28 protein-coding genes and 1 pseudogene are annotated in these 22,913 nt (G+C 60.7%); 15 read left to right on the top strand and 14 right to left on the bottom strand.

The window, feature by feature from the left end:
• Window positions 1-38: 38 nt before the first annotated feature.
• The 3 genes from ING15_RS15435 to ING15_RS15425 are packed head-to-tail and all read left to right on the top strand — an operon-like array spanning window position 39 to window position 2,492.
• Window positions 39-1,337 carry an RsmB/NOP family class I SAM-dependent RNA methyltransferase gene (locus ING15_RS15435; RefSeq protein ID WP_206455726.1) on the top strand — a complete coding sequence of 433 codons (1,299 nt, stop codon included), beginning with the start codon at window positions 39-41 and terminating at the stop codon, window positions 1,335-1,337.
• The gene (locus tag ING15_RS15430; protein ID WP_206455725.1) at window positions 1,334-1,786 is read left to right on the top strand and encodes a TspO/MBR family protein; all 453 of its coding nucleotides are present in this window, start codon (window positions 1,334-1,336) and stop codon (window positions 1,784-1,786) included. The genes ING15_RS15435 and ING15_RS15430 overlap by 4 nt, the downstream gene beginning before the upstream one ends.
• Before the next feature lie 43 nt (window positions 1,787-1,829).
• Window positions 1,830-2,492, top strand: coding sequence for a 5'-methylthioadenosine/S-adenosylhomocysteine nucleosidase (locus tag ING15_RS15425; RefSeq protein ID WP_206455724.1), 663 nt, complete (start codon window positions 1,830-1,832; stop codon window positions 2,490-2,492).
• A 65-nt stretch (window positions 2,493-2,557) separates the two neighbouring features.
• Here ING15_RS15425 and ING15_RS15420 read toward each other — a convergent pair whose 3' ends face one another.
• A complete protein-coding gene (locus tag ING15_RS15420) occupies window positions 2,558-3,046 on the bottom strand; it encodes a YciE/YciF ferroxidase family protein (RefSeq protein WP_206455723.1) in 489 nt (162 codons plus the stop codon).
• A gap of 166 nt (window positions 3,047-3,212) precedes the next feature.
• On the opposite strand from ING15_RS15420, the gene guaA reads away from it, so the two are divergent.
• Window positions 3,213-4,769, top strand: coding sequence for a glutamine-hydrolyzing GMP synthase (gene guaA / locus ING15_RS15415; protein WP_206455722.1), 1,557 nt, complete (start codon window positions 3,213-3,215; stop codon window positions 4,767-4,769).
• A gap of 292 nt (window positions 4,770-5,061) precedes the next feature.
• Entirely contained in the window at window positions 5,062-6,318 is a 1,257-nt protein-coding gene (locus ING15_RS15410; RefSeq protein ID WP_206455721.1) for a tyrosine-type recombinase/integrase, read from the top strand.
• Here the strand turns inward: ING15_RS15410 and ING15_RS15405 are convergent.
• Window positions 6,272-6,568, bottom strand: coding sequence for a helix-turn-helix transcriptional regulator (locus ING15_RS15405; protein WP_206455720.1), 297 nt, complete (start codon window positions 6,566-6,568; stop codon window positions 6,272-6,274). The genes ING15_RS15410 and ING15_RS15405 overlap by 47 nt on opposite strands.
• A 113-nt stretch (window positions 6,569-6,681) precedes the next feature.
• Between ING15_RS15405 and ING15_RS15400 the strand changes: the two genes are divergently transcribed.
• Complete coding sequence (locus ING15_RS15400) at window positions 6,682-7,041, top strand: hypothetical protein (RefSeq protein ID WP_206455719.1); 360 nt, start codon at window positions 6,682-6,684, stop codon at window positions 7,039-7,041.
• A gap of 158 nt (window positions 7,042-7,199) precedes the next feature.
• Here ING15_RS15400 and ING15_RS15395 read toward each other — a convergent pair whose 3' ends face one another.
• Both ING15_RS15395 and ING15_RS15390 read right to left on the bottom strand, forming a co-directional pair.
• On the bottom strand, window positions 7,200-7,967 hold the full coding sequence (locus ING15_RS15395) for a DsbA family protein (protein WP_332873840.1): 768 nt from the start codon (window positions 7,965-7,967) through the stop codon (window positions 7,200-7,202).
• Window positions 7,968-8,021: 54 nt separating this feature from the next.
• Window positions 8,022-8,945, bottom strand: a complete 924-nt coding sequence (locus tag ING15_RS15390) for a heparan-alpha-glucosaminide N-acetyltransferase (protein WP_232845798.1) — start codon at window positions 8,943-8,945, stop codon at window positions 8,022-8,024.
• A gap of 47 nt (window positions 8,946-8,992) precedes the next feature.
• Here ING15_RS15390 and ING15_RS15385 point away from each other — a divergent pair, with 47 nt between their 5' ends.
• Both ING15_RS15385 and ING15_RS15380 read left to right on the top strand, forming a co-directional pair.
• Window positions 8,993-9,427: a MerR family transcriptional regulator gene (locus ING15_RS15385; protein ID WP_206455718.1), complete on the top strand. Its 435-nt coding sequence runs from the start codon at window positions 8,993-8,995 to the stop codon at window positions 9,425-9,427.
• Window positions 9,428-9,517: 90 nt separating this feature from the next.
• Complete coding sequence (locus ING15_RS15380) at window positions 9,518-9,763, top strand: hypothetical protein (protein ID WP_206455717.1); 246 nt, start codon at window positions 9,518-9,520, stop codon at window positions 9,761-9,763.
• A 97-nt stretch (window positions 9,764-9,860) separates the two neighbouring features.
• Here the strand turns inward: ING15_RS15380 and ING15_RS15375 are convergent, their stop codons facing one another.
• From ING15_RS15375 to ING15_RS15345, 7 genes are all read right to left on the bottom strand, one after another.
• Window positions 9,861-10,520 carry a L,D-transpeptidase gene (locus ING15_RS15375; RefSeq protein WP_232845803.1) on the bottom strand — a complete coding sequence of 220 codons (660 nt, stop codon included), beginning with the start codon at window positions 10,518-10,520 and terminating at the stop codon, window positions 9,861-9,863.
• Window positions 10,521-11,292: 772 nt separating this feature from the next.
• Window positions 11,293-11,769, bottom strand: a complete 477-nt coding sequence (locus ING15_RS15370) for a copper chaperone PCu(A)C (RefSeq protein ID WP_206455715.1) — start codon at window positions 11,767-11,769, stop codon at window positions 11,293-11,295.
• 309 nt (window positions 11,770-12,078) lie between these two features.
• Window positions 12,079-12,702 carry an SCO family protein gene (locus tag ING15_RS15365; protein WP_206455714.1) on the bottom strand — a complete coding sequence of 208 codons (624 nt, stop codon included), beginning with the start codon at window positions 12,700-12,702 and terminating at the stop codon, window positions 12,079-12,081.
• Window positions 12,699-13,160, bottom strand: coding sequence for a copper chaperone PCu(A)C (locus ING15_RS15360; RefSeq protein WP_232845802.1), 462 nt, complete (start codon window positions 13,158-13,160; stop codon window positions 12,699-12,701). Before ING15_RS15360 ends, ING15_RS15365 begins: the two co-directional genes overlap by 4 nt.
• Before the next feature lie 20 nt (window positions 13,161-13,180).
• Window positions 13,181-13,651 carry a DUF411 domain-containing protein gene (locus ING15_RS15355; protein WP_206455712.1) on the bottom strand — a complete coding sequence of 157 codons (471 nt, stop codon included), beginning with the start codon at window positions 13,649-13,651 and terminating at the stop codon, window positions 13,181-13,183.
• Window positions 13,652-13,894: 243 nt separating this feature from the next.
• Window positions 13,895-14,359, bottom strand: coding sequence for a copper chaperone PCu(A)C (locus ING15_RS15350; protein WP_206455711.1), 465 nt, complete (start codon window positions 14,357-14,359; stop codon window positions 13,895-13,897).
• Between the two features lie 9 nt (window positions 14,360-14,368).
• The gene (locus ING15_RS15345) at window positions 14,369-14,959 is read right to left on the bottom strand and encodes a cytochrome c oxidase assembly protein (protein ID WP_232845797.1); all 591 of its coding nucleotides are present in this window, start codon (window positions 14,957-14,959) and stop codon (window positions 14,369-14,371) included.
• On the opposite strand from ING15_RS15345, the gene ING15_RS15340 reads away from it, so the two are divergent.
• The gene (locus tag ING15_RS15340) at window positions 14,958-15,167 is read left to right on the top strand and encodes a hypothetical protein (protein WP_206455734.1); all 210 of its coding nucleotides are present in this window, start codon (window positions 14,958-14,960) and stop codon (window positions 15,165-15,167) included. The two genes, ING15_RS15345 and ING15_RS15340, sit on opposite strands and share 2 nt — an antisense overlap.
• A gap of 48 nt (window positions 15,168-15,215) precedes the next feature.
• Here the strand turns inward: ING15_RS15340 and ING15_RS15335 are convergent.
• Window positions 15,216-16,209: pseudogene (locus tag ING15_RS15335) on the bottom strand (ISAs1 family transposase).
• Between the two features lie 124 nt (window positions 16,210-16,333).
• Between ING15_RS15335 and ING15_RS15330 the strand changes: the two are divergent.
• Window positions 16,334-16,525, top strand: coding sequence for a hypothetical protein (locus ING15_RS15330; protein WP_206455709.1), 192 nt, complete (start codon window positions 16,334-16,336; stop codon window positions 16,523-16,525).
• A 495-nt stretch (window positions 16,526-17,020) separates the two neighbouring features.
• Here ING15_RS15330 and ING15_RS15325 read toward each other — a convergent pair whose 3' ends face one another.
• Window positions 17,021-18,541: a multicopper oxidase family protein gene (locus tag ING15_RS15325; RefSeq protein WP_206455708.1), complete on the bottom strand. Its 1,521-nt coding sequence runs from the start codon at window positions 18,539-18,541 to the stop codon at window positions 17,021-17,023.
• A 179-nt stretch (window positions 18,542-18,720) separates the two neighbouring features.
• Here ING15_RS15325 and ING15_RS15320 point away from each other — a divergent pair, with 179 nt between their 5' ends.
• On the top strand, window positions 18,721-19,386 hold the full coding sequence (locus tag ING15_RS15320; RefSeq protein ID WP_206455707.1) for an ArsR/SmtB family transcription factor: 666 nt from the start codon (window positions 18,721-18,723) through the stop codon (window positions 19,384-19,386).
• A 126-nt stretch (window positions 19,387-19,512) separates the two neighbouring features.
• A complete protein-coding gene (locus ING15_RS15315; protein WP_332873842.1) occupies window positions 19,513-19,929 on the top strand; it encodes a YbaK/EbsC family protein in 417 nt (138 codons plus the stop codon).
• A 127-nt stretch (window positions 19,930-20,056) separates the two neighbouring features.
• On the opposite strand, the gene ING15_RS15310 is transcribed toward ING15_RS15315, so the two are convergent.
• Entirely contained in the window at window positions 20,057-20,413 is a 357-nt protein-coding gene (locus tag ING15_RS15310; protein ID WP_232845796.1) for an ArsR/SmtB family transcription factor, read from the bottom strand.
• Between the two features lie 72 nt (window positions 20,414-20,485).
• Between ING15_RS15310 and ING15_RS15305 the strand changes: the two genes are divergently transcribed.
• The 3 genes from ING15_RS15305 (at window position 20,486) to ING15_RS15295 (ending at window position 22,899) form a co-directional block, all read left to right on the top strand.
• Complete coding sequence (locus ING15_RS15305; RefSeq protein WP_232845795.1) at window positions 20,486-21,100, top strand: class I SAM-dependent methyltransferase; 615 nt, start codon at window positions 20,486-20,488, stop codon at window positions 21,098-21,100.
• A gap of 95 nt (window positions 21,101-21,195) precedes the next feature.
• Entirely contained in the window at window positions 21,196-21,624 is a 429-nt protein-coding gene (locus ING15_RS15300) for a MerR family transcriptional regulator (protein WP_206455704.1), read from the top strand.
• A gap of 360 nt (window positions 21,625-21,984) precedes the next feature.
• On the top strand, window positions 21,985-22,899 hold the full coding sequence (locus ING15_RS15295; RefSeq protein ID WP_206455703.1) for a cation diffusion facilitator family transporter: 915 nt from the start codon (window positions 21,985-21,987) through the stop codon (window positions 22,897-22,899).
• Window positions 22,900-22,913: the final 14 nt, after the last annotated feature.

Here is a 22,913-nt window from a genome sequence, read left to right as displayed (position 1 = left end):
GCCCGCAGCGATTCTCACACCGACCATAGGAGTTCGCCATGCGTTTAGGTGGTCGGATCGCCGCGGCGATCGAAATTCTGGAGGATATCGCGGCGCGCCACCGACCCGTCGCCGACGCGTTGAAGGACTGGGGCCTGTCCCATCGCTTCGCCGGTTCCGGCGACCGCGCCGCCATCGGCAACATCGTCTACGACGTCCTGCGCAGGAAGCGCTCGCTCGGCTGGCGCATGGAGGACGATTCCGTCCGGGCGCTGGTGTTTGCCGCCGTGCTCGACGGCCTGCGGATGGACGTGAAAGACTTGGCGAAGACGCTCGACGGTGACCGCTACGCACCGGACATGCCCTCCGCCGACGCTTTCGCGGCGTTTCGCACCCGTGACCTGTCGACCGCGCCCGGCGCCGTGCGCGCCGACGTGCCGGATTGGCTGGCACCGCATTTCGAGGCGGCATTCGGGGAGGGCTGGACCGACGAGGCCGCCGCCCTCAGCGCGCGCCCGCCGCTCGACATGCGGGTCAACACGCTGAAGGTCGATCGCGAGAAACTGGCGAAGGCGCTGGCGCCCTTTGCCGCCGAACCGTCACCCATAAGTCCGCATGGCCTGCGGATCGCGCCGGTCGATGGCGCCGGCCGTCATCCCAACGTCCAGGTCGAGGCGGCCTTCCAGAAGGGCTGGTTCGAGATCCAGGACGAGGGCTCGCAGATCGTGTCGCTGCTGGCCGGAGCACAGCCGGGTCAGCAGGTGCTGGATTTTTGCGCCGGAGCCGGCGGCAAGTCGCTGGCGCTGGCCGCGAATATGGAGAACACCGGCCAGATTCATGCCTATGATTCAGACCGCCAGCGGCTTGCGCCGATCCATGATCGGCTGAAGCGCGCCGAAGCCCGCAACGTTCAGATCCATGCGCCGCGCGACGATCTTTCCGACCTCGAAAGCCGCATGGACCTCGTTCTGGTCGACGCGCCCTGCACGGGAACCGGCACCTGGCGGCGCCGTCCGGACGCCAAATGGCGGTTGTCCGACCGGCAGCTCGACAAGCGGACGGCCGAGCAGGATGCGGTGCTCGATCAGGCAGCGCGCTTCGTCAAGCCGGGCGGTCAGCTCGCCTACGTCACCTGTTCGCTGCTCCCCCCGGAAAACGAGGCGCGCGTCGCGGCCTTTCTGGATCGCCAGGACGATACCTTCAAGGTGGCCGACGCGACGGCCGCATGGGACACGGCTCTTCCCGAGGCTCCGCGGGCGTATCTGGCCAAGCCGCTCGGCGGCGGAACGGCCTTGACGTTGACGCCGAGAACCAGCGGCACCGACGGTTTCTTCTTCGCCGTGCTGGAGCGGACATGAGGCATCCCTATCTCGTCCTGGCGCTGTTCCTGATCCTCACCGTCGGCGGCGGCTCGGCGATCGGCGTCGCCACCGCCCCTGGCGATTGGTATGCCGGCTTGAGCAAGGCCTGGTTCAATCCGCCCAGTTGGGTGTTCGCGCCGGCCTGGACAATCCTCTACATCCTGATCGGCATCGCCGGCTGGCGCGTCTGGCACGCCGGCGAACTGCAGGCCTCGCGCGTGTGGTGGCTGCAGATCGGGTTCAATTTCCTCTGGTCGCCGGTGTTCTTCGTCCTGCATTGGCCCGGCGCCGCGCTCCTCGTCATGCTGGCACTGCTTGCGACGATCGTCGGTTTCATCGCGCTCACGTTGCGCCATGACCGCCCCGCGGCGTTCTTGTTCATGCCCTATGGCGCCTGGGTCGCCTATGCGCTGCTTCTCAACGGCGCGATCTGGTGGTTGAACTGAGCGAGTTGGCTGCCAATCGAGCGCCTTGTCGGGGGACCCGCCCATGACCGATTTCGATCCCTCTCAAAGCGACCTCGCCACCGACGAACTGGCTGGCCGCAAGGTGCTGTTTGTCATGGCCGCCGCGGCCGAGTACGGACCGGCCTTGCGGCGCCGCATCCGGCCGCTGATGACCGGCGTCGGCCCGATCGAGGCGGCGCTGGGCACCGGCGTCGCCCTGAACGCGCTGAAGGCGGCCGGCCACCCGCCGGATCTGGTCGTCTCGCTCGGCTCGGCCGGCTCGCGGACGCTGGAGCAGGGGGAGGTCTATCAGGTCGCTTCCGTTGCCTGGCGCGATATCGACGCCTCGCTGCTGGGATTTCAGAAGGGCGTGACGCCGTTCGTCGACCATCCGATCCATACGTTGCTGCCGACGCCGATACCGGACATCGCGGCGGCCAGGCTTTCGACCGGGTCCGACATCGTCTCCGGCCCGCGCTATGAGGCGATCGACGCCGACATGGTCGACATGGAAACCTTCGCCGTGCTGCGCGCCTGCCAGCGGTTCGCGGTGCCGATGCTTGGGCTGCGGGGCATTTCCGACGGCGCGGCGGAGCTGCATCACTACGACGACTGGACGATGCTGCTTCAGGTCATCGACGGGAAGCTGGCGAACGCGGTCGATCGACTGGACGCAGCGCTGGCTGGCGGTCTCCTTGCGGAATAGACCAGATGGCACGAACGGGCCCCGCTGGCGGGCGGGGTCCGTTCGCGCGTCAGAGCGGTTCGCGATTACGCGGCCTTCTTGTTGACCTTTCCACTGCCGATCTTGGTCAGCTTCTCGTCCGCCGCTTTTTCCTGCGCAAGGGTTTCCTTCAGCACCTTGGCGGCGTCCTTGTGCCCGAGCGTCTCGGCCCAGGCGATCAGGGTGCCATAGCGAGCGATTTCATAATGCTCGACCGCCTGCGCTGCCGCCAGCATCGCCGCGTCGAGGGTCTCGCTATCCTCGACCTCGTCCATGAGCCCTTTTGCTTCCTCAAGGATGCCCTCGATCGCGTCGCATTTTTCCGCCGAGGCCTTTTTGCCCAACCCCTCGAAAACGCTCTCGAGGCGCGTCACATGGTCTTTCGTTTCGTCCAGATGGGCATCGAAGGCGGCTTTCAAATCCGCGGATGTGGCTTTCTTCGACATCTTCGGAAGCGATTTCACGATCTGCTTCTCGGCATAGTAGATGTCTTTCAGCGTATGGATAAAGAGATCGTCCAGCGATTTGACGCTCATATCATCGACTCCGGTGGCGCGGCATGATTGCCGATGCCGGTGAACGGCGTTGCCGGATGCACGTTCCGCGCCATCGGCGGGGAGATTGCGAAGCCGGCTAGCGATGGCTGCGGCGGCGGCTTGGCACATGCTGGACATTGGTGGCTTGCTTGCCTAAAGCCTCGCCATGACAGCGCACCCCGACACAATCCTCATCATCGATTTCGGCTCCCAGGTTGCCCAGCTGATCGCGCGCCGTGTGCGCGAGGCGGGCGTCTATTCCGAGATCGTTCCCTTCCAGTCCGCCGCCGAAGGGTTGGCGCGACTGAAACCGAAGGCGGTCATCCTCTCGGGCTCGCCGGCCTCGGTCACCGACGAGAACGCGCCGGACGTGCCGTCGGCCCTGTTCGAGGCCGACATTCCGGTTTTGGGTATCTGCTATGGTCAACAGACCATGTGTTCTCAGCTGGGCGGCAATATCGAGGGCGGACTGCACCGCGAGTTCGGCCGCGCCTTCGTGGAAGTCCGCAAGGCCTCGCCGCTGTTCGAGGGCATCTGGGCCGAGGGCACCCGTCATCAGGTCTGGATGAGTCATGGCGACCGGGTCACCGAACTTCCGGAGGGCTTCGACGTCATCGGTCATTCGCCGGGCGCGCCCTTTGCCGCGATCGCCGACGAGAGAAGGCGGTTCTACGGTGTGCAGTTCCACCCCGAGGTGGTCCACACCCCGGACGGTGCGCGTCTGCTATCGAACTTCGTCCATCGGATCGCCGGACTGGCCGGCGACTGGACGATGGCCGCCTTCAAGGACCAGGCGATCGACGAGATTCGCAAGAAGGTCGGCACGGGTCGTGTGATCTGCGGCCTCTCGGGCGGCGTCGATTCCTCCGTCGCGGCGGTGCTGATCCACGAGGCGATCGGCGAACAGCTGACCTGCATTTTCGTCGATCATGGCCTGTTGCGGATGAACGAGGCCGAGGAGGTCGTCGCGATGTTCCGCGACCACTACAATATCCCGCTCGTCCATGTGCAGGCGCAGGACCTCTTCATCGACGCGCTCGAGGGCGAGGCGGACCCGGAGGTCAAGCGCAAGACCATCGGCCGGCTGTTCATCGAAACCTTCGAGGCCGAAGCCAAGAAGCTCGGCGGCGCCGATTTCCTGGCGCAGGGCACCCTCTATCCCGACGTCATCGAATCGGTGTCCTTCACCGGCGGGCCGTCGGTGACGATCAAGTCGCACCACAATGTCGGCGGGCTGCCCGAGCGCATGAACATGCAACTCGTCGAGCCGTTGCGCGAGCTGTTCAAGGACGAGGTCCGGGTGCTCGGCCGCGAACTCGGCCTGCCGGAAAGCTTCGTCGGGCGGCAGCCGTTTCCGGGACCGGGGCTCGCCATCCGCTGTCCGGGCGAAGTCAGCCGGGAGAAGCTCGAAATCCTCCGCCAGGCGGACGCGATCTATCTCGACGAAATCCGCAAGGCCGGGCTCTACGACGCGATCTGGCAGGCCTTCGCGGTGCTCCTGCCGGTGCAGACCGTCGGCGTCATGGGCGACGGGCGCACCTATGAATTCGTCTGCGCGCTCAGGGCGGTGACCTCTGTCGATGGCATGACCGCCGACTTCTATCCCTTCGACATGGAATTCCTCAGCAACGCCGCGACCCGCATCATCAACGAGGTGCGCGGCATCAACCGGGTCGTCTACGACGTGACCTCCAAGCCCCCCGGCACGATCGAGTGGGAATGATTCAAACCCATCCGGACGTACCCGAAACCACGCTGCGGTACGACGCAAGTCATTGAAAACAAAAATAGATTATGCCTACGACGATCGGTATCTATCGGTCGGAAGAGTTTGGCTCTGGCGACCTGCGTGACGGACCTCCGGTATATTGCTCGGACAAATTTTTCAAAGTACCGTCACGGTCAATGAGGCTCGTGACGGTACTTTTGTTTCTTTAACACGTTGAAGATAAAGGCGATTCCCGATCACGAACCCTCGAAAATGTGCTGACGGTACTTTTCAGGAGGCAGTTGGAATGTTGACGGATGCCGCCATCAAGGCATTGAAACCAAAAGAGAAAATTTACAAAATCGCGGACCGGGACGGCATGTATGTTCGCGTCATGCCCAGTGGCGCGATCTCGTTTCGCCTGGATTACAGGCTCAACGGTCGTCGCGAGACCGTCTATCTGGGCAGATACGGACGCGACGGGATCTCGCTTGCCCGGGCCCGAGAGAAGTGCATCGACGCCAGGCGCGCCATTGGCGACGGACGATCGCCGGCGATCGAAAAACAGCGGGAAAAGCGCCGTATCAAGGAAGCGAAGATCTTTGGCGAGTTCGGCGAGAAGTGGCTGACTGCCGGGCCCATGGCCGACAGCACGCGCGCGATGCGGCGTTCCATCTTCGAGCGCGAACTGCTCCCCGTCTGGCGCAATCGTCTCCTGACGGAAATTACGCCCGACGATCTACGGGCCCACTGCGGCAGCATCGTTGAACGCGGTGCTCCGGCGACGGCTATCCACGTGCGAGACATCCTGAAGCAGATCTACGGATTCGCGATCCTGCACGGCGAGAAGGTCGCAAACCCGGCCGACGAAGTTGGACCAGCGTCGATCGCCACTTTCGTGCCGAAAGATCGGTCGCTCTCGCCTTCCGAAATTCGAGTGATGTTGAAGCAGCTCGAGCACATCTCCACGCTTCCCACGATCCGTTTGGGAATGCGGCTCTATCTGCTCACGATGGTGCGAAAGAGCGAGTTGCAGGACGCAGTGTGGGACGAAGTCGACTTCGAGAATGCGGTTTGGACGATTCCGAAGGAGCGGATGAAGCGCTCGAAGGCGCATAACGTCTACCTGTCGCATCAGGTGCTCGACATCATGATCGCCTTGAAGACCTGTGCAGGCAATTCACGATACCTTCTGCCGTCGCGGTACGACGCAGATGCTCCGATGTCGCGCGCCACCTTCAACCGGGTGACCTACGCAGTCGTCGAACGGGCGAAGGCGGAAGGTTTGCCCCTGGAGCCGTTTACGGTTCACGACCTGCGGCGGACAGGTTCGACCCTGCTGAACGAACTTGGCTTCAACAGCGACTGGATTGAAAAGTGCCTGGCGCATGAGGACGGGCGCTCGTCGCGTGGCGTCTATAACAAGGCTGAATATGAGGTGCAGCGTCGACACATGATGCAGGAGTGGTCGGACATCTTGGACGCGTGGGTCGACGGCAAAAAGTACATGCCGACTCTTATCCCGCCGTCGATGCCGATCTTTGAGCCCGATCCCGCTCTTTGACCGGACGGGCTCGGCGTTGCTTCACGTCGGGGCCGGGCGCACGGAGAATTGGTTTTGAGCGACGGGCCGCGAGCCATGCCTGAACCTCGCCCAGATCCCAAACCACGCATCGTGGGGTCAAAGCGAAGCGTCGCGGAAATTCTCCCCGCTGTTCCATTTCATAGATTGTGCTGTCGGCAAGCGGCACCATCTCGCGAAGCTGTTGCCGCCGGATGGTTTTCGCAACCGCGGTATCTAGTTCCCTGTGCATTTTGATCTCCTTGAGCGTTGATGTCCCAATAGAAATCGATAGCGCTTGGAGATTGGAAGGCCCTTCAGCACAGGATAGGGCTAGGGCGCGCCGACGGATATAAATAGGACGGGTTGGATTCCGACGACCGCACCACCTTTTGTTTAAATGGAATCCGAGGGTCAGGGTTTCTCTTCCGGCTCGCCGATATGGAAGCGCGCTCCGTTGAGGTGGCGACGATGGAAGGAGATACTCCTTGGCTTCACCATCGCCGGCTTCATCTCGGTATTCGTTCCGCAGGCTTCTGGAACGCGATCTTCCTCATCGGTGATGGCGGCGCGCAGCAGAGCCCCGGGTTTCTCATCGTGCTTGAGAACGCGCTCGCCGCCACCGTCATCTGGATCCACGCCAAATATTACGGCTGGCGCTATGTCCTCTATCTCTCCGGGCTGCTCTACGTCTGCATGGTCGCGGCGGGCATCACCGTGCACTAGATCCCCTCCGGCGAAAGGCCGTGTCGAACAACTGCATTCAAACGATCAACAGCCGCGTGGTCGATCTCTATGATCGCTTCCAAATTTATACGGAGACGGCAGTGCGGCAGCCGTCCGGTGCCGTATTTTGACAATGGCGAGCGCACGTTAATACCCGATCACTGCAGGTTCTGCTCAATGATGGCCGCCATCTGGTCGGCGGGAAGCGATCCGGTATACTTGTCGCCGTTCACGAAGAAGGTCGGGGTGGCGTCGACCCCGAATTCTTGTCCGCGTTCCTGGGTCAGCGTGATCTGCTGCTGGAGTTCCTTATTGTTCAGGCAGGCGGCGAAACTCGTTTGGGAGAATCCGGCCAGTTTGGCGATGTTCAGGAGCGCCGTCGACGCATTTTCCGCGCGAGCCCACTCATCCTGCTTGTCGAAAAGGATGTCGATCATGGCCGTGCGTTTGGCGTCGTCACCAGTGCAGCGCGCCAGCATGAAGGCGGCGAGGGCGCGCGGGTCGAAGGGAAACTCCCGAATGATCAGCTTCGCCTTGCCGGCATCGATGTAGTTTGCCTTGATCGCCGGATAGCTATTCTCGTGGAAATTGGCGCAATGACCGCAAGTCATCGAGGCGTACTCGACGATGGTGACGGGCGCGTCTGGGTCGCCGATCACTATATCCGGCAGCGAACCCTCGGCCATGAGCTCGGTGATGTCCACAGACGCAGTGGGCTCCGGCGCCTCGGCGCCCGCCGGTGCTGATGAAGCGTCCGTCTGTCCAGTTTCTGCATCGGTTGCCGATTGTGCTGCCGCACTCGTGCTTCCAATCGCCGAGCATGCGAGCAGGGCGAGAAGAAGAAGGCCGAAGCCGCGCCCTCTCAATTTGCGAGATGCTCGTGAGGATATGGCTTTCTGACGACTGTACTGACTGATCCCGATCACCGCTAATCTCCGTGGTTTGAGGATATGTGCTGGCTCTGGCCGCCTAGGTCGCTGTCAGCGGGTGAAGACGACAAAGCCGCCAAACAGAAGAGGCTGGTGGAGCAGGTAGATCGGCAGCGTCCGTTGGCCGATCCACGCCAGCGCCCTGATAAGAGCTCCTTCCGCAGGCTCCCGCGCGGCCTCCCGTATCATCTGCCTGGACAGGAAGAGTCGAGCGCAGCCCATCCCTGCGAGCGTGACGCCGAACCACGGGAATACGGGAACGAAGTCGCTTGCGACTGGGGGATTTGCGGCAAAGCCGATCCAGGCGAGGATTCGCGTGTCGAAGGCGGGTAAATCAAAGAAGAAGGGTGCTGCTAGCATCGCCACGGCGGCAAGGAAGATCAGCCCCGTCGGGAGCGGCAGAAAGGCAAGTCCGAGCACTGATGCAAGCGCGATGGAATGGAGTATCCCGAAATAGATGAACCCTTCGGGGAACAGAATATAGGTGATGATCGAGATCGCTGCAGCGGCGCCGACGAGCTTGGCGAGGCGTATGAGAAACTTGCGCCAGCGAACGTTGTTCTCGTTGGCCACGACGAGGCTGACGCCGACGAGAAACATGAAGGAGCCGGCAAGAGCGCGCGCGAAGATCGTGACCGGCCCGCTGAACATCACAGCGGGTGAGATGAAGCCAAAGAAGTTCAAGTCCCAGCCGAAATGGTAGATGACAACGCCTATGATGGCCAAGCCGCGCCACACGTCGAGGAAGACGTACCGCGCTGGTGAGGCGGACCGGATTTGTACACTGATCGCACCTGTCGCGGCGGCGTTCGCATTCCCAAGGGCCACCGACATCAGTTTTCCCACCCGATGGCCCGCGAAGAGGACGCCGCGCAGCTTGCGACCCAGCAGGCCTTCTTCTCGGCGGGACGGGCAGAGCGCACCGCAACTGAACGTTCCAAATTGAAGAGAGTCATCCCTGAACTCCTTGCGCAATGAATTACGCGCCTTAAGTCCTCCAGTGACTAGAGGAGCAAGCAAAAATGGTTGAACGCGGATATTCTATCGGCGAGGCCTCAGAGCGCAGCGGGGTGAAGGTCACAACCATTCGCTTTTATGAGAGCATCGGACTGATCTCACCTCCGATCCGCACGGACGGGAACCGTCGTCAGTTCCGCGAAGAGGAGGTTGAGCGCATTACCTTCATTCGACATGCGCGCGAGCTCGGGTTCGAGATCGAGGACATCCGAGGACTACTGGACATGGCGGAAAGGCCCAATGCCTCCTGCCAGGAGGCCGATCGGATCGCCCGTCATCACCTGAAGGGAGTGGATCGCCGGATTAATCAATTGAATCTGCTCCGCAGGGAGCTCCAACGAATGATTGATGAATGCGGGCACGGCCGCGTCTGTGACTGCCGCGTCATCCAGACGCTGGCCGACCACTCCCAGTGTCAGCACCACCTGACCCATGTTTGAGTCCGGCAACGCCCTGGAACATCGCTTGCTCCTACAGCGGCTGGAGGAACTATCAGCCTCCTTCAAGGATCTTTTCAATGGAAAACGCTCATGAGACGAGCCCTGCAAAGTCTGGTGATTGGCATCTTTGCCTTCGTCTATGCCGTTCTGGGCCTCCTCCTTGGCGTCACAACCGGCTTCCTCACCCTGACGCTCGTAGGGAGCATCTTTGGTCTCGGCAACGCCTCTCCGACCTTTATTCAATTTGGGCTGGCGGGCTGGGCGCTCTTTCTCGCCGTGCTTGCCCCCGTCACGTATCTCCGGTCGTCGGCAGGCGACCGTCGTCGCGAGGCGTGACTAATCTCGGGAACACGCACCTTGAGGGGCTTGGTCGCAGGATCGGCGCCGGTGACCCGGCCTAAGCAAATTCTGCTAGGCCGGGGCTTGCTGTGAATTATGCCGGAATCGCCGTCGATGGATCGGGAATGACCACGATGGGTGTGCCGTCCGGGACGCGGCCGTAGAGGTCGACGACGTCCTGGTTCAGGAGCCGGATGCAGCCCGAGGAAACGGCTCTTCCGATCGACCATGCCTCGTTGGTCCCGTGAACACGGTAGAGGGTATCCCGTCCGTCCTGGAAGATGTAGAGTGCCCGGGCCCCTAGGGGATTATCGAGACCGGGCGGCATTCCCCCATTGACGGCGCTGTAAGGCGCCAACTCGGGCTGCCGCTCGATCATCTCGGCGGGCGGAGTCCAGGTCGGCCATTTGCGCTTGTAGGCAATGACCGCACGCCCCGACCAGGAAAAGCCGTCGCGGCCGACGCCGATCCCATATCGCATGGCCTTCCCGCCTTCCCTCACCAGGTAGAGATACTTGGCGGGCGTGTCGACGATGAGTGTTCCGGCTCGCTCCTGCGTCGGGTAATCGACGACCTGCCGCCAGAGGCGCGGCTCTAGCCTCTTTATGTTCACGGGCGGGACCGGAAAACGCTCGTTCGGCATAGCACGGTACATCGCGGGGCGAATTGGCTCCGGCTCCGGTTCCGGAACGATGATGGGCGCCGGCTCTTGCGTTGCAACGCACCCCGAAAGGGCGAGGGTTGCCACACCCATCAGGAAGGCGCGGCGATGGACATTGCCGGCGAAGGCGCAGGGGCTGCGGTGAGGTGAATAAGCAGGCAGCGGAATGTCCGCTGCGCGCTGCCGCTTTCCAAAATTAATCATGGGATTTCCTCGAAACGGAATTCGCCACGAAGCACGAGGGGGTCAACGGACCTGGATCTTGCATTCGTCGCTCGTTAAGGGTGGCGCACCGGGGAACGGTGCTTCGGATGGACTGCTGCTGCTGGCGAGGGCTCGGCTTTGGCGCCTTCAACCCTGGAGGCGCCACGGGAGCACTCGCCTCGATCTTCCCAAGGAGCGATCCGGCGGCCGATCGATACGGCCGGAGGTTTGTCCGGGTCCATGGCTTGTCGCGGTAGGACGAGGAGACGAAATTGATCGGAGAATGCTGCTAACGACAGGCGGGGGAGCTTGAACGACGGCCGGTTTGCAATGCGGATTATCGGCTGGAAAGGCGTCGCCGGGATTGGACGGTGACGGTATTCTTCCATCGGCAGCATCGCCTGCCGTGGCGACGAGCGCCACGGCGCATGGCTTCAGCAAAAGTAGATTGTTGCAGGAACTGGGTACGATCTGGGCGTGGGTCATCGACCCGAGCAGGAGATTGGCCAGCAGTATGAGCTGAATAAAGGATTTCATCGTTGAGTTCTTAGCAGCGGGGTTGTTGCCCTTCGCTTAATACTTCGACGAGGTTCGTCGATCTCGCTTGACAAAAGCGCAGTGGCGTCGCTGTGAAAGGTCCGGAGGCGCAGCGTCATTCAGTCTACTGCATGCCATGATGGTGATCTTTGAGCGCCGCCACGTTGGACTCGATTTTCGTAGTAACTTCATCCGATGTTCCATCCGCATAGACGATTTCCAGATCGACCTGTTCGCCCACGCGAGGCCTCGTTTTACCAGGATCGATCGACAGAAATACTCCTCCGGGCCGCATCAACAGTTCAGAATGGGCGGGAATCGACAGGTTCTTCTGAACAACTCCCTGTGTCTCGGTCTCCGTCCTGACCGTCTGAATGAACCTGACCTTCTTGAAGGCGCTACTGCGCACGTCTGTGATGCTCGTGCTTTGGCCTGTCCCGTTCCAGATCACCAAGTAACCCTCCAGCGATGGATCGTCGGGGCTGGCGGAGACCAGGATGTCCGCTTGTTCGACGACAATCTCGTCCGGAAGCTGCGCTTCGATCGCAGCGGCGGCCAATCCGACACCGCTATTAAGGAAAAGGGCGGCAGCGGTTGCCAACAACGATAAATTCCGGGGAAGCATGAGCGGATACCTCACGATGAGTTCAGCGGCGCTATGGGCGACACGTCTGTCGAGCTATCGGTGGACGTGGTGCACTTGCGGTAAAGACGCTTATGACGCCCCGCAATGCGATCCTGAACAACTTCGGCATTCTCGGCTTCACCTTTCACTTCTGTGTGCACTTGGAGTTGCTGCGTTGGCTTGTTATTTAGCGAGGCATAACGGGTGCGCCTAACACCTGACTGGCCATCACGTCCCTGATCCGTCGTCTAAAGCCGTTGGATTGTGGTTTGTTTCTGATGCACCCTAAATTGCAAGGAGGCGCTCGATCTTCTGCCGCTGGACCTCGGTTGTTTCGTGGGCATCCAAGGTACCAAAAAAACCGCCTTCCCGGTCGAACAGGTAGACGCCGGCGGAATGGTCGATGGTGTAGTCGCCGTTCTCCAGCGGCACGATTGCCCGGTAAGCTTTAAAGGCCGAGAAAGCCTTCTCGACCTCTCCCTCCGTCCCGGTCAGGGCGACAATGCGAGGATCGAAGGATTGTAGGTACGCGTTCAGCCTCTCCGGCGTGTCGCGCTTCGGATCCCCGGTAATAAGCAATACCTGGAGATCGTCAGCCTGCGGCCCGAGGTTATCAAGCAGCACAGTGAGTTTGCCCAGAGTTGTAGGGCAGATATCCGGGCAGTTGGAGAAGCCGAAGAACAGGGCTACGGGCTTGCCTCGGAAATCGGACCAGGTCCTCGGCTGTCCCTCATGATCGACTAGGGAGAACTCGCCACCAATTTCAGCGACGCCGGATGACGTTGAGCCAAGCGGCCGCGGTTGGCTAGATAAGCCTTGCAGAACCCTTAGGCCGGTGGCAGTGCCAAGCACGAGAAAGAGCACGGCCAAAGCGCTCCAGAGGATCCAGCGGGTGGCGCCAAGGTTCATTGTTGAAGTCCTTCATGTGCATACGCTTCCGGCTCAGGACGGCTGCCGAAACCCTCAACCACGAACTTGATCGGAACCTCTCCTGCCTGCTCGAAAACAAGAGTGCCGGTGAAAGGCTCGCTCTCGCGAATGGGACCTTTCAAGCCGGTCAGCATGATATGCGTGCCGCCCGGCTCCAGTGTCATCGTCTCGCCTGGAGCAATGGTGACACCCTCCGTCAGCGGTCGCATTTTGGCCACGCCGTCGACGATTTCCGAGGTGTGGAGCTCAAAGCCGCCTGAGATTTCGGCCGAACCGCCAACAAGCGTGTCCGGCTCGGTCCCATTGTTGGTGATGGTCACATAGCCGGCGCCGGTCGTCGCGACCGGTGGCGTTGTCCGAGACCAGGGATGATCGATGACTAGATCTCCCGCCTTGAAGTCATGCGCGGCCGCCGCCCCGGCTAGGGCGATCGCCATGACAATCGCGATCGGTAGTCTCATTCCGCAATAGATCCTTTCGGTTCGGGATAGCTGGCGAAGACCTTGGTCGAGCCGTCCTTCAGAACGAGCAGTACATCGTACGGCTCATCACTCTCACCCATTCCAGGCGACCCGGCCGGCATCCCCGGAACAGTGAGGCCAATCGCCTCTGGCCTCTCGGCGAGCAGGCGGGTGACTTCCACAGCAGGCACATGACCTTCGACGACATAACCTTCCACAAAGCCGGTGTGGCAGGATGTCTGATCCTGTTTCAGGCCAGCCTTCATCTTCTTGGCGTAGAGGTCCGCCATAGCGAGATTCTCGTTCGTGACCTCGAATCCGGCATCTTCCAGATGCCGCACCCAGCCGAGACAGCAGCCGCAGCCGGAAGTGGAGAAGACCTCGACCTTGTCGCTACCAACTGCCTGTACAGGAGCCGACAGCAGGCTCAATGCGCCAGCCAGAAGCACCTTTTGGAATGCGTTCATATTGCTCTTCCTTTCCTTTTCATCGCTTCAGATCCAACGCTGGATCAATTGCCACAGGCCGCGTAGTCGGCTCCGAAGGCGTCTTGGAGAGAGGCCTCCTCGTCCCGCCACTGAGATTTCGCAGGCAAACCAGAACGCCAATGCGGCCTACTGCACAGCCGATCCGCGCGGCTTGGCCCCGCGAGGCGCTGTCATAGATCATCGCAAGACTGCCTGTTTCGGCGCAGAGCGAGAGGCGGCGGATCAATGGCCACCTTCGGGCTCTATTTCGACCTGCACCGTCACAGTGCCTACCTGTGCAAAATCGAGCGTCAGTTCGAACGTATCGCCTTCCTCCAGTTCACGATTAATGCCCGTCAAATAAAGATGCTGGCGCCAAGGCGCCAAGGCGAGCGGTTTGCCGGGTTCGAGATTGACCATATCGATCCAATGTTCGCCTTCCTCGTTTGTCATCCGAATGCGCACCTCGTCGGCCACCGGCGTAGAGGCGCCCGTCAGTTGAACGGCGGCGGCTGCCTGGTTCATGATCGGGCCATACACGGCGATGCCTTCGCCGCTCTCGGATGGGGATGCCCAGACATGGCCGACAGTGATATCGCCCAGCTTATAGCTGTGCCCAACTGCGGCGATTGGAGCAAAAAGCAAAGAGAGCACTGAGAAGACTGCGAAAAGCCGCCTCCGGATACTATGGGCGCGGTCGTTCTCCATGCCTCTTCCTCACCGTCGCGGCGCATCGTTGTCGAATTCGGCTGTGCTGCTGGTCTCCAGAGCGGCATCGAGAGACTGCGACCCGGCCTTCAGGTCACGGGCAGATTCGACCTCCTCCGGCGCTAGATCCTCCTGCTTGTAGAACGTGTAGGAGAGGGTGACCTCGCGAAGCCCATTCGTGTCGTCGTCCTTGAGCATTTGCTCATCGACATAAAGGACGAGCGGCATGCGCGCGCTCTCGCCAGGTCCTAATTTCTCATTCGTGAAGCAGAAGCATTCGATCTTGAAGAAGAAGGGGGCGGCCTGATAGGGGGTGACATTAAAGACGGCTCGACCGACGAGAGTCTCGTCGGAGAGGTTCTTCGCATAATAGTAAGCCTTGACGGGCTCGCCGAAGCGGGCTCTCACCTCGCGCTGCTCAGGGCGAAACTCCCAATCAAGTCCCGCACCGACATTGGCATCGAAACGAACCGTCACGACCTCGTTTAACGTGGATACTGGGCGAGTGGCGGCGTCGGCCCGCTGCACCGTACCGCCATAGCCTGTGACCTGACAGAACAGCTGATACAGCGTGGGAGAGTAGGCAACGAGGCTTGTCATGAACGCCAATATCACGCTCAGCGCAGCCACGACGCGGGTGTTCCTCGACAGGCTTGCTCTCGTCATTTCAGAAGATCACTTCCTGAAAATTCTGGCTTTGCATCTTGTTGCTCGTTCGATGGCGTCGAGGAACATCCCGCACGGCGAAATCACGTACTCTCCGTGGGTGCTCCGTTCCCAAAGTCTGCCGCATCGATTCGGATCATAGGATCTCTAGCGGCTGTAGGAGCAAGGGCTCTGACGCGCCGCTACAGGGTTATTGCATTTGGTCGATGATGGATCGGGCGAAGGCGTCGGACCATCCTGAACGCTTGCGTTTTCGGCTGACGGCGAGTTTCGGTCGTGCGGATCTGAGCACATTGAGGGCGAGTTTGCGCAGGATAGCGAGGTTGTCGGGGCCGGTGTCCTTGCGGTTTCGGGCGCGGTCCTCGTCGAAGACGACATCGAGAACCCAGTGCAGGGAATTTTCAATGCGCCAATGGGCGCGCACGGCGGCGGCGAAGCGCTCGGGCGTGAGGTCCGCCGAGCAGAGGTAATAGCGGGTCGAACGGGTGGTCTGAGCGCCTGTGGTCCGCACGGACTCCACGCAGGCGATCGCGGCCAGACCCGGCATGGCAGGCTCGCCGGCGTAACGGCGCTCGGAGAACAGCCATTCGACATCGTGGCTCACCCGGTGACGCCGCGTCTCGACACGCCCATGATCGCCATCCACCGTTTCGAAGACGGCGAGCGGAGCGGGCGGATCTGCGAAGAACGCCGCGACGTCGCGATGCATTGCCGGCCGGTTGGCCTTCAGCGCGAACAGATAGTCGCCGCCCTTTTGCAGCACCCGTGCCGCCGTCTCGCTCTGGCAGTGGAGCGCGTCCCGCGTCACCAGGGCGCCGTCGAGCCTCAAGAATTCGAGCAGCCGCCGCGCCGCCCGATCGAAGGAGCGTCGCAGCGTCTTGCCCCCAAGCCAGTCGAATCGCCACCACCTCCGCTCAGTCGGCGCTGAGGCCACAAACCGCCGAAGCAGGCGCAAAAGGCGTCCGGGTCTAGAGGCCGGAACACCCGATTGAAGGTGTCGTGGCTCGGCAAGCCGTTCGCCAGCGGCGGAAACTCCCGCAGCAGCGTCTCGCGATCCTCGGCAAACTCCGTGAAATCCACGCGGTTCTCCGCCCCGCAGATCGACGCCACCAGCGCGATCGTCAGCATATCAAGCAAATCATGACTTGCGCATAGCCACGCCGAGGATCGGCACATCCCGCCAGAGCGACTTTAAATCCATCATCGGTCCCCGCCTAAAAACCGATCACAGAACCCCTCTCAACCCAAAACGCCAAGATTATTCTATGAATGCGATTCTCCTGGAGATGCAGCTCTCATTCAAATCGAGTGACCCGTTACGAGGGCTACGCACTCGCCTTGGAACAGGCGTTGCTCGACGTTGGTGCCGACCCAGCCGGAGCCGATCAAGGCGAGGCGAAGATCCTCGCCCGCAGCCGTGGCATTCTGCCACATGGTTCCGCAATTAACCGCGACACCGATGACCCCGCCAACCTTTATCTTGCAGCGGATATTGCGTAGCAGAATTCGAAATTCAGTTGACGGGGGGGCCGAAATCCTTGCAACGACACGGTCAAATGGTGCCCCCTCACGAGTTACCAATTGAAAATCGCCCCACCGGAGATCAAGCCTTCCCAATAGGCGAGGCCCTCGATGCAAGTGGCAGGCCAGCAAAAGCTTAAGCAGGGATCGCTCAGCCGCGACGATCTGCGACACGCCGCGAGCGAAACACATGGAGAGATCGGCGCCTGACCCACAACCGAGCAGCAGTACACGTTGGCCACGTTGAAGATGAACCTGATCAAATATCCATCGAGTCTGCTCTCGCCTTCGCATGTTGCCCGCCACCGTTCTCGTCGTCGACCAAGCAAAGCGGCCTAATTCCAATGATGTCTACGATTTGAGATGATGATCGATCTCGGCCCAGTCAACCAGGTTGGCGATCTCGTTCAGCGAACCGGTTCGCCGTTCGCCGCTCTTCGAACTTAACGCGACAACTGCAAGCACAGTTGGGTGTCAGGCTGTGACCAAGAACTGGCCCATCATGCCAGCATCCTCGTGTTCCAGGATGTGGCAATGGTACATGTAGGGACTGTCCGGGTCGCTGTAGTCGGCGAAACTGAGAAGCAGGCGCACGCGCTCGCTCGGTGCCACAACGACCGTGTCCTTCAGGCCCATCTCTCCGGGTGCCGGCGGTGCACCATTGCGGTCGAGTACGCGGAACTGCACGTCATGAATGTGGAAGGGATGGGACATCATCGAGGCGTTCTCGATTTGCCATATCTCCGTCGTGCCGACGCGCACGGCCTCATCGATACGGTTCATATCCATCGCTTTGCCATTGATTGTGAAGGAACCGCCACCCATCATCATGCCGCCCATGCCCATTTGTAGGACAAAGCGGCGTGTGCCCACCGCCCGGGACGGGTCGGGACGGTCCAAGCTGACGAGACGATCGGGCAGCCCCGCCGATTTGCCGCGCTGCGCGCCGGGTCTGATGTCGAGAACATCAAATGACAGGTCGTCGCCCATCATTCGCTCCATCATCCCGCCCATCATGCCACCACCACCCATCATGCCGGTATTGGGCGTCGCGAAGGTGCGCAGCAGGGCAGGCCGGCCATCGTCCAAATCAACGACGATTTGCGTCCGCTCAGCGGGGGCGAGCGTGATGCGCGACGTTTCAAAGGGACGCTCCAGCAGGCCGCCGTCCGTACCGATTTGCTGGAACGTCCGTCGGTCGGCGAATCCGATGGTGTGGAACCGGGCGTTGGAGCCATTGAGTATGCGCAACCGCAATTTGCTCGTGCGGGCCTCGAAATAGGGGCGCACCGTTCCGTTGACCAGCAGGACATTGCCCCGCATGCCCATCATCACGCTGGGCATGGAGGTGCTGTATATCAGCGAACCGTTACTATCGAAGGCGCGGTCCTGCAAGACCAGGGGAATATCGTCCACGCCATAGTCGCTCGGCAGATCGAGGCGCGCGGTTTCGTCGTCATCCACATAGATGAGGCCGGCCAGGCCTTGGTAGACTTGCGGGCCGGTGCGCGGGACCATGTGTGAGTGATACCAAAACATGGAGGCGCGCTGCTTCACGGTAAATTGCGGCGACCAGGTTGCTCCGTCAGCGATCACTTGATGGGGGCCGCCATCGGCGCTGGCGGGCAGATGAAACCCATGCCAATGCAGCGTGCTCGGCTCGCCGATCCGGTTCGTGACGTTCATGCGCACAAGCTCGCCCGCGCGCATTTTCAAGGTCGGCCCTAGGTAAGCGCCGTTGATACCAAGCGTTGGGGTCTCTACACCGTTGAAGAATTGGGAAATGCCCTTCTGCAGGCCAAGAGCATAGGTGCGCACGCCATCGCGCACTTCGCCCGCAATAATCTCCGGAATTGCAAGCGGTTTGGGGGACGCGGCGAAGGCCGTTGCGCCAAACAACCAGTGCCGCGCATCCCGGCTTGACAAAACTCCAGCTGCGGCCAGACCAGCGCCGCCCATAAGCAATCCCGTTAGTGCGGATCTACGCGAAATCATCCAAAACTCCACAAGGCTGCTTGGTCATCGCCATCTCCTTTGGCGCCGTGAAACGGGAATGGTCATCCGGAGTGGGCTGAGTTTCTCAACCCCCGCAGGTTCGTGCTCCGATCTTGACCCGGGATGGACATTCCATTATTCAATTAATATATTGAATGAAATACAAAGGGTGCATTGCCTTGTCAACTGGTGATCCCAAACAGGCTCTGTTCGCGGAGTTCGCGTCAGTGGCCAGGGCGCTCGGTCATCCGCATCGACTTGAGATGCTTGAACACTTGGCACAAGGCGAGCGGGGGGTGGAGGCGTTGTCCGAGCGCGTCGGCCTCTCGATCGCCAATGGTTCGCAGCACTTGCAGCAACTACGGAGAACTGGCCTCGTCGCCTCGCGGCGAGATGGCAAATTCGTTCTTTATCGCCTTGCCGACGAGACTGTCCTGTCGCTGCTATACGAATTACGCCAAGTAGCCGAGCGCAATGTCGCCGAGGTGGATCGGATCGTGCGCGGCTATTTTGCAGATCGTGACAGCATGGAGCCGGTGTCGCGGGAGGAACTGCTCGAACGCTCGAGAACCGGTCTCGTCACTGTTCTGGACGTCCGTCCCGAGGACGAGTTCGCCGTCGGCCACCTGCCTGGCGCCGTCAACATCCCTCTAAGCGAACTCGAGGCGCGCCTTGCCGTGCTCGACCCTGACCATGAGATCGTCGCCTATTGCCGCAGCGCATACTGCGTGTTGTCGTTTGAGGCAGTCGCCGAGCTACGGCGCCGCGGCTTCCGTGTGCGCCGGTTGGAGGACGGTTATCCTGAGTGGCGAGCCGCTGGCCTTCCCGTCGAAGCGAACGCCTAGCGATTAAGAGAGACTGAAAATACGAAACTCTCGCGCGAGCGACTCTTTCACCGACTTGAGGAACTCGGAATCGAGACCTCCACGGTGCCCTATCCGCCCCACCATACGGTCGAGTAGGGGAAAACTCTGCGCGGCGATATACTGGGAATCTTCACGAAGAATCTCCTGTTGCAAGATAAGAAGGGGCGGCTATTTTTGATTGTGTGCCACGAAGATAAAGCCGTGGACGTCAAGACTTTGCACAGGCACATAGGAGCATCCGGCCACCTCGGCTTTGCATCTTCTGACCAGATGCGAGGAGTGCTGCGGATCGAACCCGGCGCGCTGACGCCTCTGGCCTTGCTGAACGACGAAGACGGTCTGGTGACAGTGGTGGTCGAGGCCAGCCTGATGGACGCGGAGCAGGTGAACTTCCATCCGCTGATCAACACCGAGAGCATCGGCCTTCAACCCGCAGATCTTTTCAATTTCATCGCCTCCTGTGGGCGCGAGGCTGTGATCTCGGACTTGGGCAGCGCTGCTGGCGACGCTGTGGTGCAGTGATCACATTCCACGTTTACAAGCCTATCGCCCACCGAGACACAATGACGATCTCACACTATAGATGTTGGAAGTGCAGCGGTTGTCGATTGACGCAGTTGCCAGTCGGACAAATTCGTAAAACTCAGAGTTACTTCGATCTCGGATGTGATGCGGGAGTCTCCGAAGACAGAGCAGAATCTGAGATCTCTTGTTCTTGCTCGTCAAACCACCTGGCAAGTTCGTGAAGGATGTCGAGGAGCTTCGGGTCAGGCAGACAGTAATACACGAAGGGGCCGCGCCGCTCCGGGCGAACCAGGCCAGCTTCTCGCAAAGCCCGCAGATGAAACGAGACATTGGTCTGGCTCATGCTGGTTGCTTGCACTACCTCAGTCACAGGACGGCATTCAAGTCCGAGGCTGTAGAGGATGCGTAGCCGGTTCGGCTCGCCGAGCAGCTTCAAGATCGGCGCTAGCCTCTTGACATTTTGATATGCGTCATTACTCATATGTGTCATAGCTCATGCAAAATATGAGATATTGTTGACCCTCGTCAAGGCCGATATCGGCGGGACATCGAAATGAATAGACCCACGGCCTTCCAGAAAGAGTTCTTCCCGGCCACGGCAATGCCGGACAACGCATGGTGGTCGGCTCTATGGCCCGACCCTGACGGCATTGTTCGGACGCTCGGGATAGAAGCCGGAATGACGGTCGTGGATCTGTGTTGTGGCGCTGGTTACTTTACTGCGCCCCTGGCCAAGTCGGTAAGAGGCAACGTTTATGCCCTCGACATCGACCCCGAAATGCTGAGCCAGGCGCGTTCAGAGGTCGCGCGGCGGGGGGCGTCCGTTACTGAGTGGTTTTGCGCTGACGCGCGCGACATTGCCGAACTGATCCCTCACGAGATCGACTACGTCCTGATTGCCAATACGTTCCACGGCGTTCCGGACAAGACCGCATTGGCCGAGGGCGTGGCGCAGGTGCTTAGGCCAGGCGGTCGCTTCGCCATTGTCAACTGGCACCAGATCGCCCGTGAGCAGACCACCGTGCTCGACAAGCCACGCGGACCCAAGACCGAAATGCGCATGTCGCCGGAGCAGGTTCGAGCGGTTGTCGAGCCGGCAGGGTTCCAATTGGCTGGCCTGGTTGAGCTTCCTCCGTACCATTACGGCGCAATATTTCGAAAGCCATAACCCCATAGAGCGACGCCTGTGCTTCGGGTGAGTCGAAAGGAAGAAAAGCAAATGAGCATTGAGCATGATGGATAACAGTAGCTTTTGGAGGTGCCATGCTGACGATCGGAACCCTGGCCCGCCAGACGGGCACTAAGGTCCAGACGATCCGCTACTACGAGCAGATCGGCCTGATGCTCGAACCCGGGCGCACCGAGGGCGGGCAGAGACGATATGGCCAGGACGAACTTGACCGTCTGGCCTTCATCCGCCACGCCCGGCAACTCGGCTTTCCGCTAGGCGCAATTAGGGAACTTCTGGAACTGGCGGATAATCCGCAACAGTCGTGCACTGACGCCGATTCTATCGCGCAAAGGCAACTGAAACAGGTCGAACAGAGAATCTTGCGGCTTCAGGCGCTCAAGAAGGAACTAAAACGGATGATTGCGGAATGCTCCGGTGGCAGCGTCGCCGAGTGCCGGGTCTTGGAAGTCCTGCGCGATCATTCCGAGTGTCTGACAGCGCATAACGAGATCGGTGCCTAGACCGCCAAAACGGCCCAGACTTGATCCTGTACCAAAGCGCGCGATGTGCGTTCGCCAGATTCAGCTTGAAGCTATAGTTCCTGTAGGTATTACATTCCGATTCGGATCGGAAGGAAATCGAATTTGCCAAGCATCGACCGGCGCGGAGCGGAAAGGCTGCTGACCGTAACAGCGGTTGAGAGCATGCTGGAAGAGGCGCATGACGCCGCGGGCGCCACATGCGCCTAGCCTTTGGCGTTCGTCGGCGGCTTCCCCCTTTTTTGCTCGTATCCGCCGGCCTTGAAACCGCGATGAGCAGCGGTTCGAGTACAGGCGGCGAGAGCGGCCTTCATTCCTTTCAAAAGAACAAGGACGGCGCTGATGCCTCATGACCACGGCCACGCCCATATAGACGCCAAGTCCGGCGATCGCCGGGTCAGCATCGCTATCTGGGCGAACGGTATCCTGACCGTCGCGCAGATCGTCGGAGGGATCATCGCGGGCAGTCTGGCTTTAATCGCCGACGCTCTGCATAACTTTTCGGATATGGCATCGCTGGTGATCGCGTTTGGGGCACGCAAGATCTCCCGCCGTCCGGCAGACGCGCGCATGACCTTTGGCTACGGTCGGATCGAGATCGTCGCGGCGCTGATCAACTACACCACGCTGATCGTGATCGGCCTCTACCTAATCTACGAGGGTGGGATGCGCTTCATCGATCCGCCAGAGGTAAAGGGTTGGTGGGTGGTCTGGCTGGGCGGCATCGCGCTGGTAGTGGACACGGCAACGGCGTTGCTGACCTATTCGATGCAGAAGGGCAGTGTGAACATCCGCGCGCTCTTCGTGCACAATCTCTCCGATGCTTTGGCCTCCGTCGCGGTGATCGTCGGCGGCGCGCTGATCCTCCTCTACGACATCCGCTGGGTTGATCCGGCGATCACGATCGGAATCGCCGTCTACATCCTTTATCTCGCCTTCAGCGAGATTGGCGGCACGATTCGCACCCTAATGCTGGGCAGCCCACCGGGCATCGACACCGATGCGGTGATCGCGGCCGTGGCCGAGGTCGATGGCGTCGCCGATGTTCATCACGTTCATTTCTGGCAGATGGAAGAGCATCAGGCGGCGCTCGACACCCATGTCGTGATCGAGAAGGCGGCGTGGGGCCGGCTGGAGCAGATCAAGCGCGCGATCAAGGACGTCCTGGAAGGGCAGTTCGGCATCCGGCACTCGACCTTGGAATTTGAGCACTCGGATCACGCTCACCAGGATGCGGAGGTGTATGGCCATGGCTGACACCATGAAAGGAG

It is taken from the genome of Aurantimonas marina, from assembly GCF_017183135.1.
GTDB lineage: Bacteria > Pseudomonadota > Alphaproteobacteria > Rhizobiales > Rhizobiaceae > Aurantimonas > Aurantimonas marina.
This window is presented reverse-complemented; position numbering and strand designations above follow the sequence as displayed.

What these genes read in the sequence shown, in the direction of transcription:
- ING15_RS15435 (WP_206455726.1), top strand. Translation starts at nt 39, where the DNA reads ATGCGTTTAGGTGGTCGGATCGCCGCGGCGATCGAAATTCTGGAGGAT.
- ING15_RS15430 (WP_206455725.1), top strand. Translation starts at nt 1,334, where the DNA reads ATGAGGCATCCCTATCTCGTCCTGGCGCTGTTCCTGATCCTCACCGTC.
- ING15_RS15425 (WP_206455724.1), top strand. Translation starts at nt 1,830, where the DNA reads ATGACCGATTTCGATCCCTCTCAAAGCGACCTCGCCACCGACGAACTG.
- ING15_RS15420 (WP_206455723.1), bottom strand. Translation starts at nt 3,046, where the DNA reads ATGAGCGTCAAATCGCTGGACGATCTCTTTATCCATACGCTGAAAGAC.
- guaA (WP_206455722.1), top strand. Translation starts at nt 3,213, where the DNA reads ATGACAGCGCACCCCGACACAATCCTCATCATCGATTTCGGCTCCCAG.
- ING15_RS15410 (WP_206455721.1), top strand. Translation starts at nt 5,062, where the DNA reads ATGTTGACGGATGCCGCCATCAAGGCATTGAAACCAAAAGAGAAAATT.
- ING15_RS15405 (WP_206455720.1), bottom strand. Translation starts at nt 6,568, where the DNA reads ATGCACAGGGAACTAGATACCGCGGTTGCGAAAACCATCCGGCGGCAA.
- ING15_RS15385 (WP_206455718.1), top strand. Translation starts at nt 8,993, where the DNA reads ATGGTTGAACGCGGATATTCTATCGGCGAGGCCTCAGAGCGCAGCGGG.
- ING15_RS15380 (WP_206455717.1), top strand. Translation starts at nt 9,518, where the DNA reads ATGAGACGAGCCCTGCAAAGTCTGGTGATTGGCATCTTTGCCTTCGTC.
- ING15_RS15375 (WP_232845803.1), bottom strand. Translation starts at nt 10,520, where the DNA reads ATGGGTGTGGCAACCCTCGCCCTTTCGGGGTGCGTTGCAACGCAAGAG.
- ING15_RS15365 (WP_206455714.1), bottom strand. Translation starts at nt 12,702, where the DNA reads ATGAACCTTGGCGCCACCCGCTGGATCCTCTGGAGCGCTTTGGCCGTG.
- ING15_RS15360 (WP_232845802.1), bottom strand. Translation starts at nt 13,160, where the DNA reads ATGGCGATCGCCCTAGCCGGGGCGGCGGCCGCGCATGACTTCAAGGCG.
- ING15_RS15355 (WP_206455712.1), bottom strand. Translation starts at nt 13,651, where the DNA reads ATGAACGCATTCCAAAAGGTGCTTCTGGCTGGCGCATTGAGCCTGCTG.
- ING15_RS15350 (WP_206455711.1), bottom strand. Translation starts at nt 14,359, where the DNA reads ATGGAGAACGACCGCGCCCATAGTATCCGGAGGCGGCTTTTCGCAGTC.
- ING15_RS15340 (WP_206455734.1), top strand. Translation starts at nt 14,958, where the DNA reads ATGAACGCCAATATCACGCTCAGCGCAGCCACGACGCGGGTGTTCCTC.
- ING15_RS15345 (WP_232845797.1), bottom strand. Translation starts at nt 14,959, where the DNA reads ATGACAAGCCTCGTTGCCTACTCTCCCACGCTGTATCAGCTGTTCTGT.
- ING15_RS15325 (WP_206455708.1), bottom strand. Translation starts at nt 18,541, where the DNA reads ATGATTTCGCGTAGATCCGCACTAACGGGATTGCTTATGGGCGGCGCT.
- ING15_RS15310 (WP_232845796.1), bottom strand. Translation starts at nt 20,413, where the DNA reads ATGAGTAATGACGCATATCAAAATGTCAAGAGGCTAGCGCCGATCTTG.
- ING15_RS15305 (WP_232845795.1), top strand. Translation starts at nt 20,486, where the DNA reads ATGAATAGACCCACGGCCTTCCAGAAAGAGTTCTTCCCGGCCACGGCA.
- ING15_RS15300 (WP_206455704.1), top strand. Translation starts at nt 21,196, where the DNA reads ATGCTGACGATCGGAACCCTGGCCCGCCAGACGGGCACTAAGGTCCAG.
- ING15_RS15295 (WP_206455703.1), top strand. Translation starts at nt 21,985, where the DNA reads ATGCCTCATGACCACGGCCACGCCCATATAGACGCCAAGTCCGGCGAT.